This is a genomic window from Acinetobacter shaoyimingii, assembly GCF_011578045.1.
GTDB classification, from domain to species: Bacteria; Pseudomonadota; Gammaproteobacteria; order Pseudomonadales; family Moraxellaceae; genus Acinetobacter; species Acinetobacter shaoyimingii.
Window position 1 is genome coordinate 362,019 of record NZ_CP049801.1, and the last position, 17,594, is coordinate 379,612.

The window sequence follows — 17,594 nt, forward strand, 5'->3', positions numbered from 1 at the left end:
GAGTCATCCAAGTACTTAAATTTTGAAAGCCGAACTGTTTTAAATTCAAACAAAAAAAAGTTGTGTTGCGCAACTTGATATAAATACTAAAAAAATGAATGCAAAAAACATGACATTTTTGCAAGATTGAATAGGTTTTTGACATTTTACAAAGGTTAGCGAGTAAATTTTTTGTTCCCGAAGGATAATTGCTAAAACAGTCCTAAATTTCGTTATGAATCATAACAAAGGAAATCGCCTTTATTTTCGTTTCATGACTGATTTGAGTTTGTTTTAGCCGATAACGCAACGCATGGCTAGAATGTCAATTTAACCGATAAACATCTTATTACATGAACAAAATAACATCAACTTTTTTGGTGATAAAACTCACATTTTTAATCATTTTAATTGATGCTAATACATAAGAAAATTCAATTAAATTTCATATCATTTTTTTGGTCTTGTATAGCCAGTGGGGCAGTTAAATCATCTTGGTTGAGATATTGTCATCACCCACTATGAGTTGAATAAATTCATGTTGTTGTTCTGGGCTAAGATACTGAAATTGTTCATAAGTTGATTGGACTGCATCGGGCACAGCTTGAGGTTCAATAAGTGCATCTATACTTGGGCTTATTTCATGCAACAAATCTTGATAAATATCATTTAAATTTGTGCGATGTTCAGCTAAAGAGACGTCATGAATCATTTTATGATCTAATTTTAAATACTGATATGTATCAGCAAATTCGAGTAGATCTTCACTTTGACCCGTGACAATGATTTGTAATTGAGGAAAGGCCTGATGCAAACGTTCTAAGATGTTTTGACGCATGGTTTGATCCAACTGCGTATCGATATTGTCTATCAGTAAAACGCCTTCACCCTCTAAGCTTGGATAGAGGCTATTTGGATTTAATAAACAGAGTCTGCGTACGACATCGCCCACTAAAGCTATCCAATTACGCATTGAACTTGATAGCTGTTGAAAAGGAACAGCTTGGTCCTTATAGGTCACCATCAACTGTAATTTCGGTAAATAATCCAAATACAAATCTGTAATTTCAGGGAAAATAATGTTTAAAGATTTTTTCAGCGCCAATATACACGGTGAATGCAGTTGAGGTTGATGATTTGAAAACGTCTGTTGTAAATCATTTTTTTCGCCATCTTCAGCTTCATTTTTGAGGTTATGATCTTTTAAAATTTGCTGAAATAGCTGCGCCGTTTGAGCATTTTCAATGTCAGATATTTCACGGAACCATTCAAAAAAACGAGCAAAAGTTGTGTAGGGGATGGCGACCAATTCGTAAGCTGAATGATTTAAGAAAACGCTTGGGTTGTTTTTACTCAGTAAATTAATTTCACTGACGAAACGATCGCTAGGAAAGTACGCAATCATGGGCAAGCCTTGTAATGGATCTTGTTGTATCGCTTTTAAGTACAGATGAACCAATTGTTCCAGTTGATCAGCATCGACTTTACTATGTCCAATACCACTGGTATTTAAGGTTTTATACAGTTGCCAAGATGCCAGTGAAAGATCTGTTTCTTGTGTCGATGTACTTTCTTTGAGTTGACCAATTTCAGCATTAAACTCGACTTGAATTTCAATTTTTGATTGCACTTTGTCACGCATAATGTCTGAGTCAAGCATCACCACACCTGCGGTACGCATGTCTTTTAAGCGAGAAGAAAACCAAGTCAAAGATTGATAAATATTTTTAATAATAGCTGTCTTACCAGAGGCTTGGTCACCTAAAATCACGGTAATGGGTTTATCGTGATATTTAAAATCAATTTTTAAATCTGCAAAGTGGTAGCAATGACGTAAACGTAGAGAATGAATTTTCATGATACACCTGCAGATTCTGTTTGTATTTTTAGTGATCAGCAGTTGGATTATGCACTCATTGGACTTTTTACGGTGCTTTTCAGTTTCAATTGCTGAACTAAATCGTAGATATGGTGAATATTTAAACTTAGTTTAGCACGAGTACAAGCGACGTATAATAATCTTAATTCTTCATCTGTAATTTTATGTTCAAGACCATTGATCTTAAACTGATAGTCATCTTCCAGATGCACACGATTCCATTCTAAACCTTTGGCTTTATGCGCCGTTGAAATGACATAGTCTGCCTGTTCAATTGGGGTGATTTTTGCCAAAGCTTTTTTCAATGGGGCTGTACCATGATCATCAACCAATTTCACCAAAGGTTTAATGTCACTACCGTCATTGGTTTCGCAATATTCATGGACATCATGCCAAGAGTTAAACCAAGCGAGTTCAGGCACATCGACCACACGTTTACCTTGTTTCAGTAGACTGGCTGCATCGACAAAACGGTTTAACTTGGCATGGTCAGCTTGTAAGCTGACTTTATCGCCTTGAACCAAGCCAGAGAGTAAAAGCTCCATCGCACGGGCATTGGTACGACATAAAATCGCATCTCGCTGTTTGGTATGTGGTTTATTAACCACTTTGGAATTCATTTCCGCATTGCCAATCAAAGGCACGGTTTCATCCAATGCACCTAAAATACGATTGGCGACATCAGCAATGGCATCGCCAAAACGAAACGAGGTCGTTAAGCGTGATTCTGGTAAAGGCATTTGTTGCATGGCATTGACTGCTCCACGCCAAGCATAAATTTGTTGATGTGCATCGCCCACATAAATCACTTGGGTACTGCGCTGTTTCAGTAAAATTCCAAGCATCAGTGGATCAGCATCTTGCGCTTCGTCAAACAGCACATAATCGGCAGGAATAAAAGGATCGGACAACGCCCAAAGTTTCAGATAAATATCATGACCGATACCTGCCTGATGATTTGGATCAATTGACTCTAGCCAACGACGTTCAACCGCAGGGTATAAGTGCTTTTGTAAGTGTTCGATATCGTCTGCATGTAACCAGCTTGGCGCCTGGATATGTCGTGGAGCAGGGTACTGCGAACTGGTTGAGCAGAAATAGCTCACCGCATTGGCGACTAAACTTGCCAATCGACTCGGCATGAGCGCATATTTTTCATAACGACCACCCATTAAACGACGCAGTGTAATGGGTTCTAAACGATATTCTTTAGCAATAAAACTAGGACTTAAACGAGGTAAACGTAGTTTGTCTGTTACACCGCGGGGCACACTGCGAAAAGCAAGTGAGTGAAAGGTACGACAGTCGACATTTTGATGGAATTTATTTTGTGCTTCAGACGCAATCGCTTTATTGAAAGCCAAATACATACCACGACGGTTTTGCATCGCATCACTGACAAGTTTCAGTGTGGTGGTTTTTCCTGTACCTGCATAAGCGATAACTTTAAAAGATTCACCTTTACGAGCCTGCTCGATGGCAAATTGTTGTTCTAATGTCGCTTGAATAAGTTCTGGCACAGTCGTTTAAAGTCTTTAAGTTGAGTCAAAATTGATCAGCTAGTATAGCAAGAATTTAGTCTCTAGATGCTGATAAATTCAGACGAAACGACGTCATTTGTCTTTTTATGCAAATGGATATCGTGCGTAAATTGCAAGTCGCGTTGATTGTGAAGAATTTTAAAAAGCCACGTAAAACGTGGCTTTATTGTGTCATTCTTTTTTATGACAAGATTAGTGCTGACGATTTGCTTTTTCCACTAAACCCGAAAGACCTTGGCGACGTGCCAATTCGTTTAATACCAATTGAATATCGAGGTCGAAATAACCCAACATCACGATGGTGTGGAACCACACATCAGCAACTTCATAGATCAAATCGTTTTTATTGTCTTCATTGGCTTCAGTTTTGAAATCTTTCGCAGCAATCACCGTTTCAAAACTTTCTTCACCAATTTTTTCCAAGATTTTATTTAAACCTTTATGGTAAAGCTTCGCCACGTAAGATGAATCAGGATCAGCCGACTTACGCTCTGCCATCATTTGACCCAAATAGCTCAACACATCGACTTGTTCAGCTTGTGCAGTTGAGGCATTCATCGCTTGAGTGTGTGCATTACCTGATTTCTCACCGTAGATTTGATTTGGATCTTTCAGCTGAGCATCGACAATTTCCCAGCCATTTGGGGTGAGTTTGCGATAGAAGCAAGATTCACGACCCGTATGGCAGGCAATGCCACCGTGCTGTTCAATTTGCAGTACGATCACGTCTGCATCACAGTCTAAACGGATTTCATAGACAGTTTGAAAATGTCCTGATTCTTCTCCTTTGTGCCAAAGTTTGTTGCGGGAGCGTGAGAAATAAACCGCCTGATTTTTTTCAGCAGTTAAAGCCAAAGCTTCGCGGTTCATCCAAGCCACCATCAAAATCCGACCTGTTTGATGATGTTGTGCAATAGCAGGAATAAGACCTTGTTCGTTAAATTTTACTTCATCGAGCCATTGCAAATTGTACATAGGATTTCACCAAATAGAGGATTAAAAAAAGCGCCACAAAAAAATGCAGCGCTTTAGTTTAAGCGATTTCCATGCATAGAGGAAAATTTTCACTCGATTTTCACAGATTCGCTGACAGAAACTTTGGTTGCTATGTTTTGATTCGACGCAATATCTTGATATTGCATATGCGTGAACATCCCCGATTTTAAACCCGATACCGTCAGCGCCATTTCTTTACGGAAATAGGGAATGCGATACATCCAGCCAAAGGAGAAGTCTCGTAGAGGACCTGTCCACCAACGTTCTGATTGATATAAAGGCGTCAGCAAACGACTTAAAAACTGATAGAAATTGGTCGAACTTTGACGGTGTTGATGGTAAGTCTGCCAAAGCTTTGGCCAATCAATGTTTTCATTGTTTCGAGCGGATTCAACAGATTTGGACAATGCCCAAGCATCAAGGAGTGCCATATTTGCACCTTGTCCGAGTTGTGGACTCATGGCATGCGCTGCATCTCCCAAAACGCCCACTCGTCCAGAACCCAATTTGGACATCACCACATCTCGATAATGTGCAGACAGCCATTCGCCCTGATGGTGTGGATGGACGACATGTTGTTTAAGCCAGTGTGCAAGGTCGGGCCATTTCTGTGCTATATGATCAATCCAAGCAGGATGATCTTCGTTGCGTCTGAGGAACTGATCAAGGTGAGGGGTAGGCATGCTCCAGAACACACTGGATAATCTTTTGTGGGGTTCATTCGGAACAGCACCTGTGGGTAAAACGCCCAACATCAACTTTGAGCCTTCATGGAATTGGTGCAAAATTTCGGTATCAAGATCGCAACATTCAGGTACGATGGTCCATTTTGCGCCCCAAGGGTAAGCTTGATCGAACTTGACCCAAGACTGTGGTCGAAGCTGACTGCGTGCACCATTGGCAATTAAAATCGCATCAAAAGCCTGATCAAAACTTTGACCTGCAATGTTTCCATAAAGGCGAACTTCATGATGCTGTTCATCATAACGTTCAATTTCGGTATTCATTTGCCACGTAATCAATTCAGGATATTCACGGGCTTTGTGTTCGAGGACATGACATAAAGTGGCACGGTGAATGCCTAAACCATAAAAGTCGGGATGTGCCTGTTGGTAATGGCTATTGACCAATAATTGCTGATTTGGCAGTCGACCTTCTAAGCCTCTGACTTTTGCCCCTAAGGTTATGGCATGATCTAAAATGCCTAAATGTTCAAAAACGGCCAAGCCAGCAGGTTGTAAAAGCAGTCCTGCACCCACGGGTTCAAGGGTAGACACTTTTTCAAATAAAGTGACTCGAATATTTTGTCTGGCGAGTAGGATGGCTGCAGCTATTCCTGCAGTGCCCGCACCGACAATGGCGAAGTGGGGTGTTTTCATTATTATAAAAGTGCAGAAATGATTATTATCTTGATCACTAATTTATCAAAAAAAAGTGATCTAAGATATTTATATTCAAAAGACGAATAGAGTTCATTAGAGATAGATTCTGTTTTTACAAATCCAACATCACATCAGCAAAATTCTGCTTTTCTACCAGTTCTAAAAACTCATCACCCAAACGCTGACTTTCTTGAATACTTTGCTTCCAAAGCTGAATACGTTTTTGTTGATCCAAACCTTTTAAAGTAAAGTCTTTACGGTCAGGCAAGCGCCCTAAGGGTAAAGTTTTTAAATACGCTTCAGATGGTGAAATCAAAACCGTACGTGCTTGGTTTTCAGGATTCGATTTGCGAGATTTAAACATTTTATCGAACCAACCTGGGGTAATGCTGTCGGTAAAATGCGGATACAGCACAAGACCTTGGCTCTGAAAAGGCAGGTCAATGTGATAGTCAATCAAACCACCATCCCGATAAGCGTCTTTGGGTGCATCGGCAATATTACGTACCGCTGGAACAGCAACAGGAATCGATGCAGAAGCCATTAACCAGTCTTCAAGGTTATTCGGATTTAATGCGCAGTAATGGGTCTTAAAACCGTCATCAGAAATTTGGAATGGCTGTTCAGCTTCAGACTGTGCAATCACACGTTGCATAAACAGTTTCATCTTTGAGCGAGAGATGGCATTGCTGGTCACAATACCAAGTACTGAAGCTAATAAAGGAAGGGTGTGATCGCTGTTAAATATATGTTCAGACTTCACCGCTAAAACAGCCAAGTGATAATCAGGATGCTCAATAATCTGTTGTTCTTTGTTTTGAATCAGCTCATGTAACATGGCACGACAGACTTCACCGACCTCATTTCGCTTCATTTTTTTATGAAATTCTAAATGGGTATAGAGATCTGCCAGAAGATGAGTGCCTTTTTCAGCACCATGCGCTGCAATACTGGCAAAACGCCAACTGCCAATCGATGAACCAATTAAGGTTCTACGTTGCTTTGCTTGCGGAAGAAAATGACCGAAAATTGCCTGATCTAAACCATGAATACCAATGCCTTTAGGTCCACCAGCTGCACCTGGAATAATATCGACATGATGTGCTTGTAAACCTTCATTTAAAATCAGTTGGCGAGCATCACGTCCGACACGAATGGTCAGTGCAGGGGATTTCTTTTCAAGGATGTGCATAAGCGTTGATTATTGATATTCAAGTCAAAAACACTTTAAAAGCATTGGTTTTTTTCAGCAATGACGATTTAGATCAAGTATTGACTGTAGAGTCACAATGTAATTTTGGTGTCATTTAAATCCAATACGATGGGAATAAAAAAACCTGCTTTTATCAAACAGGCTTTTTTAACATCATACTTTTACATTATTTCGCAACACGCCAAATGGCAATCACGCTTGAAAGCACAATCAGAATAATCGACACATACCACGGTGCAATAATTGCAATAGACAACAAGATTGCCATTAAGCTGCCAAAAATCCAACTACGTTTTTGCTGATGCTCCATCTGCAAACGCATACTTTGTAATTCATTGAGCTGTTTGGCATGCCAAGCTGACTGATTTTTTAAACCATTTAAGCTGTCAATCATCAATGTTGGCAAGTCTTGCGCACCGAGCAATAAATCTGGAATTTTCTGACCCAATTCTTTCAGATTTTTTTGCGGGTTCATTTGCGCTTTAATCCAATCGGTCAAAATTGGTTTCGCCAGTTTCCAAATATCCAATTCTGGATATAAATCTGTGCCTAAACCTTCCACATGTACCAATGTTTTTAGCAGTAACATCAGTTGCGGTGGGATTTCTAAGTGGAAACGACGAGCAATATCCATGACTTGAATTAAAATGCCTGCAAAGTCCAACTCATGCATCGGTTTAGAGACCATTGGGCCGACGGTGCGACGCATCTCACGAGCAAGCGCATCTTGGTCTGTACCTGGTGGAATCCAACCCGCTTGATGCACGATTTGAATCAGTTGCATAAAGTCGCTGTTCATCACCGCTAGCAACATTCGAGCAACCGTCATCTGGTCATGCTTAGACAACTCACCCATAATCGCACAGTCGAGTGCAATATAACGAGGCTGATTTGGATTAATGGTCTCGACGAAGACATTGCCTGGATGCATGTCGGCATGGAAGAAATTGTCACGGAACACTTGGGTAAAGAAAATGGTCAAGCCTTTTTCTGCCAAATCTGCACGGTTCATACCGAGTTTGTCGAAAGTCGCTGTATCAGAAATTGGCACACCCGTAATGCGCTCTGCCACCATGACATCTTTACTGTCCATATAGACTTCAGGCACGTACATCATGCTTGAGCCTGTAAAGTAATGACGCATACGGCGCGTATTATCGGCCTCTAAAGTCAAATCCAATTCATTTAAAATAATTTGACGATAGTCTTGAATAATTTCAGACAAATGTAATGCACGAGCAGCTTCTAAGCGTTTTTCAAGGGCATTACCGAGCCATTCTAAAATTTCAAAATCTTGAAGAATTTGTGCACGAATATTTGGACGAGTGACTTTAACAACAACTTCACGACCATCATGCAGGGCAGCAGTATGTACCTGTGCAATTGAAGCGGCTGCAAGCGGTTGTTCGTCGAAGCGAGCAAATAAGGTATTTACATCAGCCTTGAGAGATTCTTGAATTCGCATCTTTGCGACATCAGAACCAAAGGGTTTGACCTGATCTTGTAACAACACCAATTGCTTTAATAGTTCAGGTGGAATCAAGTCACGGCGTGTCGATAACAACTGACCCAGTTTAATCGCCAAAGGTCCCATGTCTTCTAAAGCTTCTTTGAGCTTAAGTGGGTTTTTGCGTTCACGACTTGACCATGCAGCAGGATGCATGTGGATGAGTTTCAGAATCGGGCGGACTTTTGCAGGAATATCTTCCGCAGGAACTAACGTGTCGAGTCTATAGTGCGCGGCGATGCGCCAGAGGTCGATTAAACGTCTAATGTGCGGAATCATATGTGCAATTACCTAGTTCTTTGTCGAGTTAAACTGTTGTTGAAGTTGTTGGATTTTCGCTTCAAGACGGTCAATGTTTTGATTGAGCTGGCGTGTGTCTTGATTTAAGTCATCCATTTGCCAACGTGATGCAAATAAGCCACTGTCTTCTTTGAGAAAATCCTCTGCAAAGAATAAATGACTATCGAGGGATTTGAAAAGCTGTTTTGGAGCCAGTTGAATTTTAGCAATTTGACTGGCCAAATTCGGTCCAATCCAAGGACTTAATTGTGAGGCCAAATCAGGCTCAGCCTGCTGGATAATACGTTGAATATTCTGCAAAAGGTGATAATCGCCTTGTAGCGGAATATTGCCCACATCATCTGCCACCAAAAGTTTGATCAGTTCAACCACATTGGCGACATGCAAGGTTGCATTCGCCTCTGTAACGGTTTGCACTTGATCAAATGGGCGTTGTTCAAAAATAGAGGGGGTCGTACTATGACCAGTCACTGTCGGTTCAAGGCGAATCTTTTCATGATCAAAGAATACATCAACTGAAAGTTGCGGAGCATCAATGACGACTCGTAGCATTTTGCCTTGCAATTCATTGAATTGGATGCGAGTAATCGCATCTAAATTGATATATTGATGAATTAAGCGTTCAACTGCACCGAGTGCAAGAATCGACCACATACTGAAACCTTATGCTCTGATTTTAAAGTTTAAAACCACGGTGAACGGCCACAATACCCGCAGTGAGGTTATGATAATCACAGTTTTGGAAGCCTGCATTTTCCATCATGCCTTTTAAGGTACGTTGGTCTGGGTGCATACGAATCGATTCAGCCAAATATTTATAACTCTCTGAATCATTGGCAATAATTTTACCCATGATTGGAAGTGCTGTGAATGAATACAGGTCATACAATTTTGAGAATGGTTCAAACACAGGTTTAGAGAATTCTAGAATAAGTAAACGACCACCTGGCTTAAGTACACGGTACATTGCAGCTAATGCAGCATCTTTATCAGTCACGTTACGTAGACCAAAAGAAATGGTCAACAAATCAAAACTGTTGTCTTCAAATGGTTCTAAAGTTTCAGCATTGGCAAGCACAAAGTCGACATTGGTACAACCTGCATCGATCAAACGATCACGACCCACATTGAGCATCGATTCATTAATGTCAGATAAAACAACGTGACCTGTAGGACCGACTTCACGGCTGAATACTTTTGCTAAGTCACCTGTACCACCCGCAATATCAAGAACGCGTTGACCACGACGTACACCTGACATATTAATGGCAAAACGTTTCCATAAACGGTGAATACCAAATGACATAAGGTCATTCATAATGTCGTATTTAGCTGCGACTGAATGGAACACTTCAGCAACTTTTTGTGCTTTTTCTTCACTATTTACAGTTTGATAGCCAAAATGTGTTGTTGGTCCGACATTACCTGTATTTGCACCACGAGGAAGGTTGTACTTCGGTACAGAACCTGTCACTGGTGTATCTGTCAGTTTTTGTTCTAAAGATTGTTGCTGACCTTGTGGTGTACCTTGCGGTAAAGGTTCAGTTAAGAATGGACTCACTTTGTCTGTTTCTTTTGCCGACTGAGTTTCAGCGGTAGGCTGTTGATTTTCGTTAGACATTCGAGTCACTCCTGAACACTAAAAATAGTAAATCTTGCTGGTATTGCATGATGACAGATTCTGTCATTTTTTTCAGTGTCGATCATGCAATTGATATGAAAAATAAACAGAAAAAACAAAAAACCATTTCTGCTGGATATTTCTGATCTACATTGGACTAAATGCTAAAATCTTATCGTATGCACAATCGAAATACCTAAAATATTGAACGACCTTATCATACTCTAAAAGGATTTGGTTTTCCTGAATGCACATTATCCACAATGATAAGTTCAATTTGCGTAAAACTTTGAATAAACGTTGCTGCAGATTTCATTGGTTTCATGGCGGTAAAACCTTCACCAATGAAATCATACATCAATTCAAAATGATATTTTTTAGCAGTGCCTTTACACATTTTAAAGGCCGTATGCATAATGAAAGATCGCATGTATTTATCTAAGCTCACACCAAGTTCATCAAGCAAATCGAGCTGTTTTTTTCGCTCCTGTTCTTGATTTAATTTGACCAAGGTTACACGCATCATTTCATCATCAATCGGTTGAGTGGCTGGATAGTCTTTAAGGAGTTGTTTCGCCACCTGTTCATCTAGCTCCATCGCATAGACAGCCAGTCCTACCGATTTTAAACCTGTTCGAATGGCATTTTCAGGAATAATTTTTTCTGCTTTGTGCGCGTAGTTGAGTAGTCGTTCGATTTGAATGGCCAAATCATCAAACTCAGGGCCACCATATAAACGGTTAATAAAATATTTTGCCATCAGTTGATTTTTAGGTTCATTAAATAAATCTTGATGGGTGGCTTGAATGCGTGTTTTAAGCCAAGCTTGTGCATCATTTAAACGTTGTTTTAGCACAGCATCACGATGGTAATCTAATTGTTTATATTGTTCTAAAAGTTGATCGAGTGCAGTAAGTTTGGACATGATGGAGCTCATTGATATTTCTGCGCAAAAGCATAATTGCACTGGCTTAAAAGTGCTATGACAAATGTGCAACAGAATGCCTAAAATTAAGTCATTATCACAATAAGCGCATGAAGAAAATACGAATTGACAGAAAAACTACAGCAAGACGAAGTCAAATGCTGACAGTTCGGTATACTGAACAAAATAAAAGCATTTGGAAAAATCCATGAGTGAAAATAAAACAGAAATAAAGCTCGATACGCCAGAAGATTTGAGCTTGCAACTCATTGAAGCACAATATGGTCTAAAAGATACGCGCGGCAAAAAAAATGCCAAAAGTGTGGTGATTTTGGTGAGTGGTATAGAACTTGCGGGCAAAGGCGAAGCAGTGAAACAGCTACGTGAATGGGTTGATCCACGCTATTTAAAAGTGAAGGCTGATCCTCCAAATTTAATTGAGCCAACGACGCCGTTTTGGCAACCCTATGCCAAATTTATACCTGCAGAAGGGCAAATGATTGTGCTGTTTGGCAATTGGTATAGTGATCTACTCAATACTGCACTGCATGTCTCAAAACCTTTTGATGACACGATGTTTGATGCTTATTTGGAACAGATGCAAGCCTTTGAGCAGGATCTCAAAAATAACCATGTCGATGTCGTCAAAGTTTGGTTTGATTTGTCATGGAAGTCATTACAAAAACGTTTGGATAAAATGGATGAATCTGAGCAACGTTGGCATAAATTGCACGGTTTGGATTGGCGTAATAAAAAACAATATGACAATGTGCAACGCTTACGCCAGCGTTTTACCAATGACTGGTTGGTGGTTGACTGTGAAGATGAAGCCAATCGTGATCAAATGTTTGCGCAACATATTTTAAAACACCTAAAACATTTGCCAAATCATCCTGTCAAAGTTCGAAGTAAATGGCAGCAAGCAATCATTCCTGATGCGTTATTACGACCTGATGAAACAGCTTTAGAGAAAGACGAATACAAAGCGGAACTCAAAAAACTCACCAAGAAGGTCGCCAATGCCTTGCGTGTAGAGGGTCGTCAAACCATTATTGTGTTTGAAGGCATGGATGCAGCGGGCAAAGGTGGTGCAATTAAGCGAATTGTGAAAAAACTTGATCCACGTGAATATGGCATCTACAACATTTCAGCGCCTGAAAAATATGAATTGGCACGACCGTATTTATGGCGTTTTTGGACAAAATTACTGGATGAAGAAACCATCTCAATTTTTGACCGCTCGTGGTATGGGCGTGTTTTGGTGGAGCGTGTGGAAGGTTTTGCCTCCGATGTGGAGTGGAAACGTGCTTATGATGAAATTAATCGTTTTGAAAAAGATTTATCCGACACTCAGACTGTTGTGGTGAAGTTTTGGCTTGCAATTAGTAAAGATGAACAGGAACAACGCTTTAAAGCACGTGAAGAAACACCACACAAGCGTTTTAAAATCACCGAAGAGGATTGGCGAAATCGTGGACGATGGGATGATTATTTAAACGCAGCCGCAGATATGCTTCAGCGTACCAGTACTGATTATGCCCCATGGCATGTGATTGCAACCAACGATAAATACAGTGCTCGTATTCAAATTTTAAAAGCCTTGCTTAAGCAATTGAAAGCAGATTGAAAATATTCTTCATAGGGTGTGTTGACATTTTAGCCATGCGTTGCGTTATAGACTAAAACAACACAAATTAGACATGAATTGATGACAACTATTCCATTGTCGTGATCCTGATAAAAAAAGCGACTATCAATAGTCGCTTTTTCTGATTGTATTTCGAGTTAGTTAACTGACGACCTTAGCACTTTGTTTTTGTTGAATGCTTTTTGCCAATTTGTAGCTTTCTTCCACGTGGGCTTCAGCGACTTTTTTCATCACGATATAGCCCAAGCTTGCAGCCACAATCGAACCGCCTAGCGGAATAAATTTAGTGACTTGTTTGGTGAGGACTTTTGCTGCAATGTTGTTGAGAGATGCTTTAGCCGCAGTACGTGCCACCACTAGACCTGAAAATTCAAAGCCACGTTTACGCAATTCGCTCCAATGCACTTTTTTAGTAGCTGGGTCAAATACACTCACTTGTTCAGGTGCTAAACCAAATTTGGCGTTAATTTCTGGAATCAGAACTGACAGAATACCAACATCAATAACGACATCTAGGAACGGTACAGGAATCACGGCTGCACCTGCAGATACGTATGAGCGTTTTTTTACCAGCTCCAAACAGTCTTCACGGACTTGTTCTAAATTTAAATTGGGGTCAATTGAATCTGGAATTTTATCAATTTTCATATCATATCACCTGAAGCATCTATCTGATTTTTCAATATTAAAAGCAGGATAGCACCTGATTTTTAGAAAGTTTTGTTTATGTCTATATAATAAAAGTGACATACTCGGTTTAAGATGTATAGTAATTTATGTTTATGATTTTGTGCATATATGAACATGAATCATTGATTGAAATATGTAAGAGGGTGTATGGGGATTCATGTTATTCAAAGTCAGCAAATTGACGTGTTGGTGCAAGGCGTACTTCTGCGTACGCAAAAGCCATCCAAACATCCATTTGCGGTATTGAAAACAGAGCATTTTGTGGTCCCAAGTCCTGCCATTGAAACATGGCTTACGCAAACGCTAGCAGAACAGCAAGGCATTAGCGCCAATAGTCAGTTTCATCAGCGTATTCGTGGTTTCCAGTGGTACTGCTATCAACAAGTTTTAGATGATAAAGACCATGTGCGCCGTGCCAATATTCCACGCTTGATGATGAAGTGGCGCATTTATCAGTCTTTGAAATCCTTTATTGAAATGCCAGAAAATCCACTCGATCAGGATCATCCACTGTACGGGATTATTCATCGGATTTACGACAGCGCAGCACAACTTGAACATGGCGTCGAAAAACAATTAAAAAAACAAAGTATGCTGTATTGGGTGTCTGAACAAGTCTCTAAACTATTTAGTAATTACATGATTTATCGTGGTTATTGCCAAAAAGGCTGTGGCGATCAATGCCATTGCCCGACTAACTGGTTAAATGTTTGGGGACAGAATCAGAGTTTGGATTTGGAGAATTTATTTCAAAAAAATCCAGATCAAGATGTCTCCTTTAAATTTGCCCAAGCACAAGAACTAGAAAGCTGGCAACGTTGGTTGTGGCAACACACCTTTCATGATGATTTTGTCGAAATGCAAGGCATTGATATTGAGTTTTGGCAAGTTTTAGATGATCCTGAGCAGCGAGAACAGGCGTTAAAAAAACTGCCAAGTCAAGCCATTATTTTTACGGTACTGGATTTACCGCCATCACAATTACAATTTTTACGTCGTCTGGGGCAGTACATTGATGTGCTGATTTTGCATTACAACCCATCGCAAGAATATTGGGCAGATAGTGTCGATCCCAATTGGAAAAAACGTTATGACTTAAGCGTTAAAGAGCGCTTCATTGCTAAACATCCGCAAGCGACTGATGAACAAATTGAGCAATTTTTCCAAGCATTCACGTTAAATTTTAATGCTGAAGTCCGTGAATCTCGTCATCCTTTATTGACGCGTTTTGGTAAGCAAGCGCGTGACCATTTTTCCATTTTGTCGCATTTATCTTCAGGTGAAGAAGGACAATGGGTCGATGCCTTTGTCGATGAATTTCCAGCACACCTATTAGGTAAATTACAGTCCGATATTTTATATCTGGTCGAGCCAGAACAAGGCGGCTATGTCTTAAATGAACAAGATGATTCGATTCAAATTCATGTCTGTCATTCAGCTTTAAGACAGCTCGAAGTTTTAAAAGAGCAACTCATTCATTGGTTGTCACAAGGCACAGCTGAACAGCCTAGACGGCCAAGTGATATTTTGGTGATTGCGCCAGATTTAAAACAAATTGAGCCTTTAATCCGTAGTGTTTTTCCACAAAGTAGCCATCAGGATGGTATGTTTTTACCTGTGAAAATTGCAGGGGTGACTCAAATTGATGTCAACAATGCATGGCGTGCGGTTTTAGGTCGTATTCAATGGGTCAACGGACGTTTTAGTATTGAAGATTTTGCTGACTGGCTAAATTTAAGTGCTACCCAAATGCGTTATGGTCTGGACTTGAACATGACAGAACGCATGATTGAACTGTTGATTCAAGCTGGTTTTAAACGTGGCCTAGACGAAGCCCATTTACAACAGAGTTTAAGTCAGGATGATACCGATTATCGCTTTAGTTTTAAATTTGCATTAGATCGTTTGGCTTTAGGCATCGCCATTCCTGAACATGCTATTTTTGCAGATACTTTAAGCTATGCACGTGTATTGCCGAGTGATTTCGAATTGATTGCACGCTTAATTGAGATCTATGAAGATTTTGCCAAACGCCGTGACTGGATGCTTGAGCATGAACAGCAAAATTTGGATTTCACACAAGCTGATCAAATCCCATCAGCACCTAAAAAGCGGGTTGAACAGTGGTTAGAAATCCTAAAAAAGGAAATTGAAGAGTTTCAGTCCGCAGGCGTTGATGCTTTACAGACGGTGTATCAGATCGTGTCGAAACAATACACCATGCTGACCTTGTCTTATAACTATGCCAAAGATACGCCAGAGCACCATGAATTACAGGATATGCAACTGCCTTTGCCTTATCTGATTCAGGAAATTCAGGACACACTCGACAATCAGATTGAGCAAGCGCTACCGACAGGGCAAATCACCTTTAGTCAGATTGGGCATATTCGTCCTGTGCCGTATGCATTGGTCGTGGTGCTTAATCTGGACAGCGGAAAATTTCCAAATCGCAATACGCAATTGCCCTTCGATTTAATGAGTTTGCTTAGACCGCAATTGGGGGATCGTTCTCGCCTGGAAGATGATCAAGGTGCTTTTCTCGATGCCTTGTTACTGGCACGTGAGAATTTATGGCTGTTTTATAATGGTTTTGATGTCAGTGATGGAGAGGTGCGTGATCCATCCAGTGTATTACAGGAACTCATTAGCCATTTAGCATTTATCTGTGCACCGAAAATACCTCAGGATGAATTATCTGTGCATCGTATGGTGTCATTCAACGGTATTGAAGTGCCTGAACAGATTCAGCAGTTATATCATGTACATCCATTACAACCGTTTGATCCAATGGGCTTTGTCGCATCGGCGCAATCGGAGTCATCAGCATCATCTGTGTCAGATGAACCGTCATTCTCCAATCTCGTGCGTTATCAAGACCAGTGGTTTGAAGTTGCAAGTCAAATTCGCCATGCCACAGGACAACGTGAACCTTGGGTCAATCAAGAACTGCCAAATCAAGAACATGATGTGCAAGTGCTTGATGCAGGTCAATGGATTCAGGATGTGACTTTCCCAGCACGTTTATATTTAAAAACATTGGGGGTGGAAAATTTAAAACCTGAAGATCTCCCTGCGGATGAAGAACCACTGATTTTAGATGGTTTAGGTCGTTATCAGATTCGTGAATTTTTACAACAACAGGAACAGCTTGAAGATCTGGATTTTAATCTATTACAAGATCAGATGCCTGTTGGAAAGGTTCAGCAGAGTAGTTTGCAGATCAGTCTGGCAGAACAGCATAGTTTAAGACAGCGTTTACAACGTTATGCTGATACTGTGACTCAAACCACGCAGCGTCAGTGGCGTATACGTCCAGATTTGGTCATGAACCTGATTGTGCCCCAGCAATTGACTGAGCAATGGGTGAGTTTAGATGCGTCCAGTGCGCGTGCTAAACGCCGAGTCAAAGTCTGGCTGGAATATTTGCTTTGGCTGTGTTATCTCAAATCTTGTCATCCTGATATTAGCGATGAAAAAACCGCACAGTTGCAACGCATTGCCATCTTTAGTGATGCCACGCTTATCAATACTGGGGTAACGGCGACTCAAGCCCAGGCTTATGTTCAGTCCTGGTTACAGACCTATGCCTATGCCCAAACGCAGCCTTTGGTGTTGCCCGCGGCCTTGCTCGGTCTATTGGCAGAAAAAGGTAAAGAACTTGAATGGGAAAGTGATGAGTTTGGACGAAACACACTGGCGAATTTTAAAGAGCTGCAAAAAGAATGGGAAAAAAGCGATTCATTTTTACCCTTTTCATTAAATGATATGGAATGGAGTAAGCAGCATCGAGATTGGCAATTTATTTTGCAAGAACAAGATACTACCGCACTACTTAAACATGCATGCGATCAATTTGCCTATGCGCTGTATCAACCGTTTTATCAATACCAAACAGTGGTTGAGGAATAAG

12 protein-coding genes are annotated in these 17,594 nt (G+C 40.5%); 2 read left to right on the top strand and 10 right to left on the bottom strand.

Annotation, left to right across the window (positions count from 1 at the left end; translation table 11 throughout):
- Positions 1 to 463 precede the first annotated feature (463 nt).
- The 9 genes from G8E00_RS01655 to G8E00_RS01695 form a co-directional block, all read right to left on the bottom strand.
- The gene (locus G8E00_RS01655) at positions 464 to 1,837 is read right to left on the bottom strand and encodes an AAA family ATPase (protein WP_166221556.1); all 1,374 of its coding nucleotides are present in this window, start codon (positions 1,835 to 1,837) and stop codon (positions 464 to 466) included.
- 47 nt (positions 1,838 to 1,884) lie between these two features.
- A complete protein-coding gene (locus tag G8E00_RS01660) occupies positions 1,885 to 3,378 on the bottom strand; it encodes an AAA family ATPase (protein ID WP_166221558.1) in 1,494 nt (497 codons plus the stop codon).
- A 213-nt stretch (positions 3,379 to 3,591) separates the two neighbouring features.
- Positions 3,592 to 4,374: a bifunctional phosphoribosyl-AMP cyclohydrolase/phosphoribosyl-ATP diphosphatase HisIE gene (hisIE, locus tag G8E00_RS01665; RefSeq protein WP_166221560.1), complete on the bottom strand. Its 783-nt coding sequence runs from the start codon at positions 4,372 to 4,374 to the stop codon at positions 3,592 to 3,594.
- Positions 4,375 to 4,463: 89 nt separating this feature from the next.
- Positions 4,464 to 5,774, bottom strand: a complete 1,311-nt coding sequence (locus tag G8E00_RS01670) for an FAD-dependent oxidoreductase (RefSeq protein ID WP_166221562.1) — start codon at positions 5,772 to 5,774, stop codon at positions 4,464 to 4,466.
- Between the two features lie 115 nt (positions 5,775 to 5,889).
- On the bottom strand, positions 5,890 to 6,969 hold the full coding sequence (locus G8E00_RS01675; RefSeq protein ID WP_166221564.1) for a patatin-like phospholipase domain-containing protein: 1,080 nt from the start codon (positions 6,967 to 6,969) through the stop codon (positions 5,890 to 5,892).
- Positions 6,970 to 7,156: 187 nt separating this feature from the next.
- A complete protein-coding gene (locus G8E00_RS01680) occupies positions 7,157 to 8,776 on the bottom strand; it encodes an ABC1 kinase family protein (protein ID WP_166008697.1) in 1,620 nt (539 codons plus the stop codon).
- A gap of 12 nt (positions 8,777 to 8,788) precedes the next feature.
- Entirely contained in the window at positions 8,789 to 9,451 is a 663-nt protein-coding gene (locus tag G8E00_RS01685; protein WP_166008696.1) for a ubiquinone biosynthesis accessory factor UbiJ, read from the bottom strand.
- 22 nt (positions 9,452 to 9,473) lie between these two features.
- A complete protein-coding gene (ubiE, locus tag G8E00_RS01690; protein ID WP_166008695.1) occupies positions 9,474 to 10,418 on the bottom strand; it encodes a bifunctional demethylmenaquinone methyltransferase/2-methoxy-6-polyprenyl-1,4-benzoquinol methylase UbiE in 945 nt (314 codons plus the stop codon).
- A 217-nt stretch (positions 10,419 to 10,635) separates the two neighbouring features.
- Positions 10,636 to 11,343 (bottom strand): FFLEELY motif protein, encoded by a 708-nt coding sequence (locus G8E00_RS01695; protein ID WP_166008694.1) that lies wholly within the window; start codon positions 11,341 to 11,343, stop codon positions 10,636 to 10,638.
- A 208-nt stretch (positions 11,344 to 11,551) separates the two neighbouring features.
- Here G8E00_RS01695 and pap point away from each other — a divergent pair, with 208 nt between their 5' ends.
- Entirely contained in the window at positions 11,552 to 12,970 is a 1,419-nt protein-coding gene (gene pap / locus G8E00_RS01700; protein ID WP_166008693.1) for a polyphosphate:AMP phosphotransferase, read from the top strand.
- A gap of 162 nt (positions 12,971 to 13,132) precedes the next feature.
- Here the strand turns inward: pap and G8E00_RS01705 are convergent, their stop codons facing one another.
- Positions 13,133 to 13,639 (bottom strand): hypothetical protein, encoded by a 507-nt coding sequence (locus G8E00_RS01705; protein WP_166008692.1) that lies wholly within the window; start codon positions 13,637 to 13,639, stop codon positions 13,133 to 13,135.
- A 189-nt stretch (positions 13,640 to 13,828) separates the two neighbouring features.
- On the opposite strand from G8E00_RS01705, the gene G8E00_RS01710 reads away from it, so the two are divergent.
- A complete protein-coding gene (locus tag G8E00_RS01710; protein WP_166221566.1) occupies positions 13,829 to 17,593 on the top strand; it encodes an exodeoxyribonuclease V subunit gamma in 3,765 nt (1,254 codons plus the stop codon).
- Position 17,594: the final 1 nt, after the last annotated feature.

Excerpts from the sequence above, each read along its gene's own strand:
- G8E00_RS01655 (WP_166221556.1), bottom strand. The coding sequence starts at position 1,837 with ATGAAAATTCATTCTCTACGTTTACGTCATTGCTACCACTTTGCAGAT.
- hisIE (WP_166221560.1), bottom strand. The coding sequence starts at position 4,374 with ATGTACAATTTGCAATGGCTCGATGAAGTAAAATTTAACGAACAAGGT.
- G8E00_RS01670 (WP_166221562.1), bottom strand. The coding sequence starts at position 5,774 with ATGAAAACACCCCACTTCGCCATTGTCGGTGCGGGCACTGCAGGAATA.
- G8E00_RS01675 (WP_166221564.1), bottom strand. The coding sequence starts at position 6,969 with ATGCACATCCTTGAAAAGAAATCCCCTGCACTGACCATTCGTGTCGGA.
- G8E00_RS01680 (WP_166008697.1), bottom strand. The coding sequence starts at position 8,776 with ATGATTCCGCACATTAGACGTTTAATCGACCTCTGGCGCATCGCCGCG.
- G8E00_RS01685 (WP_166008696.1), bottom strand. The coding sequence starts at position 9,451 with ATGTGGTCGATTCTTGCACTCGGTGCAGTTGAACGCTTAATTCATCAA.
- ubiE (WP_166008695.1), bottom strand. The coding sequence starts at position 10,418 with ATGTCTAACGAAAATCAACAGCCTACCGCTGAAACTCAGTCGGCAAAA.
- G8E00_RS01695 (WP_166008694.1), bottom strand. The coding sequence starts at position 11,343 with ATGTCCAAACTTACTGCACTCGATCAACTTTTAGAACAATATAAACAA.
- pap (WP_166008693.1), top strand. The coding sequence starts at position 11,552 with ATGAGTGAAAATAAAACAGAAATAAAGCTCGATACGCCAGAAGATTTG.
- G8E00_RS01705 (WP_166008692.1), bottom strand. The coding sequence starts at position 13,639 with ATGAAAATTGATAAAATTCCAGATTCAATTGACCCCAATTTAAATTTA.
- G8E00_RS01710 (WP_166221566.1), top strand. The coding sequence starts at position 13,829 with ATGGGGATTCATGTTATTCAAAGTCAGCAAATTGACGTGTTGGTGCAA.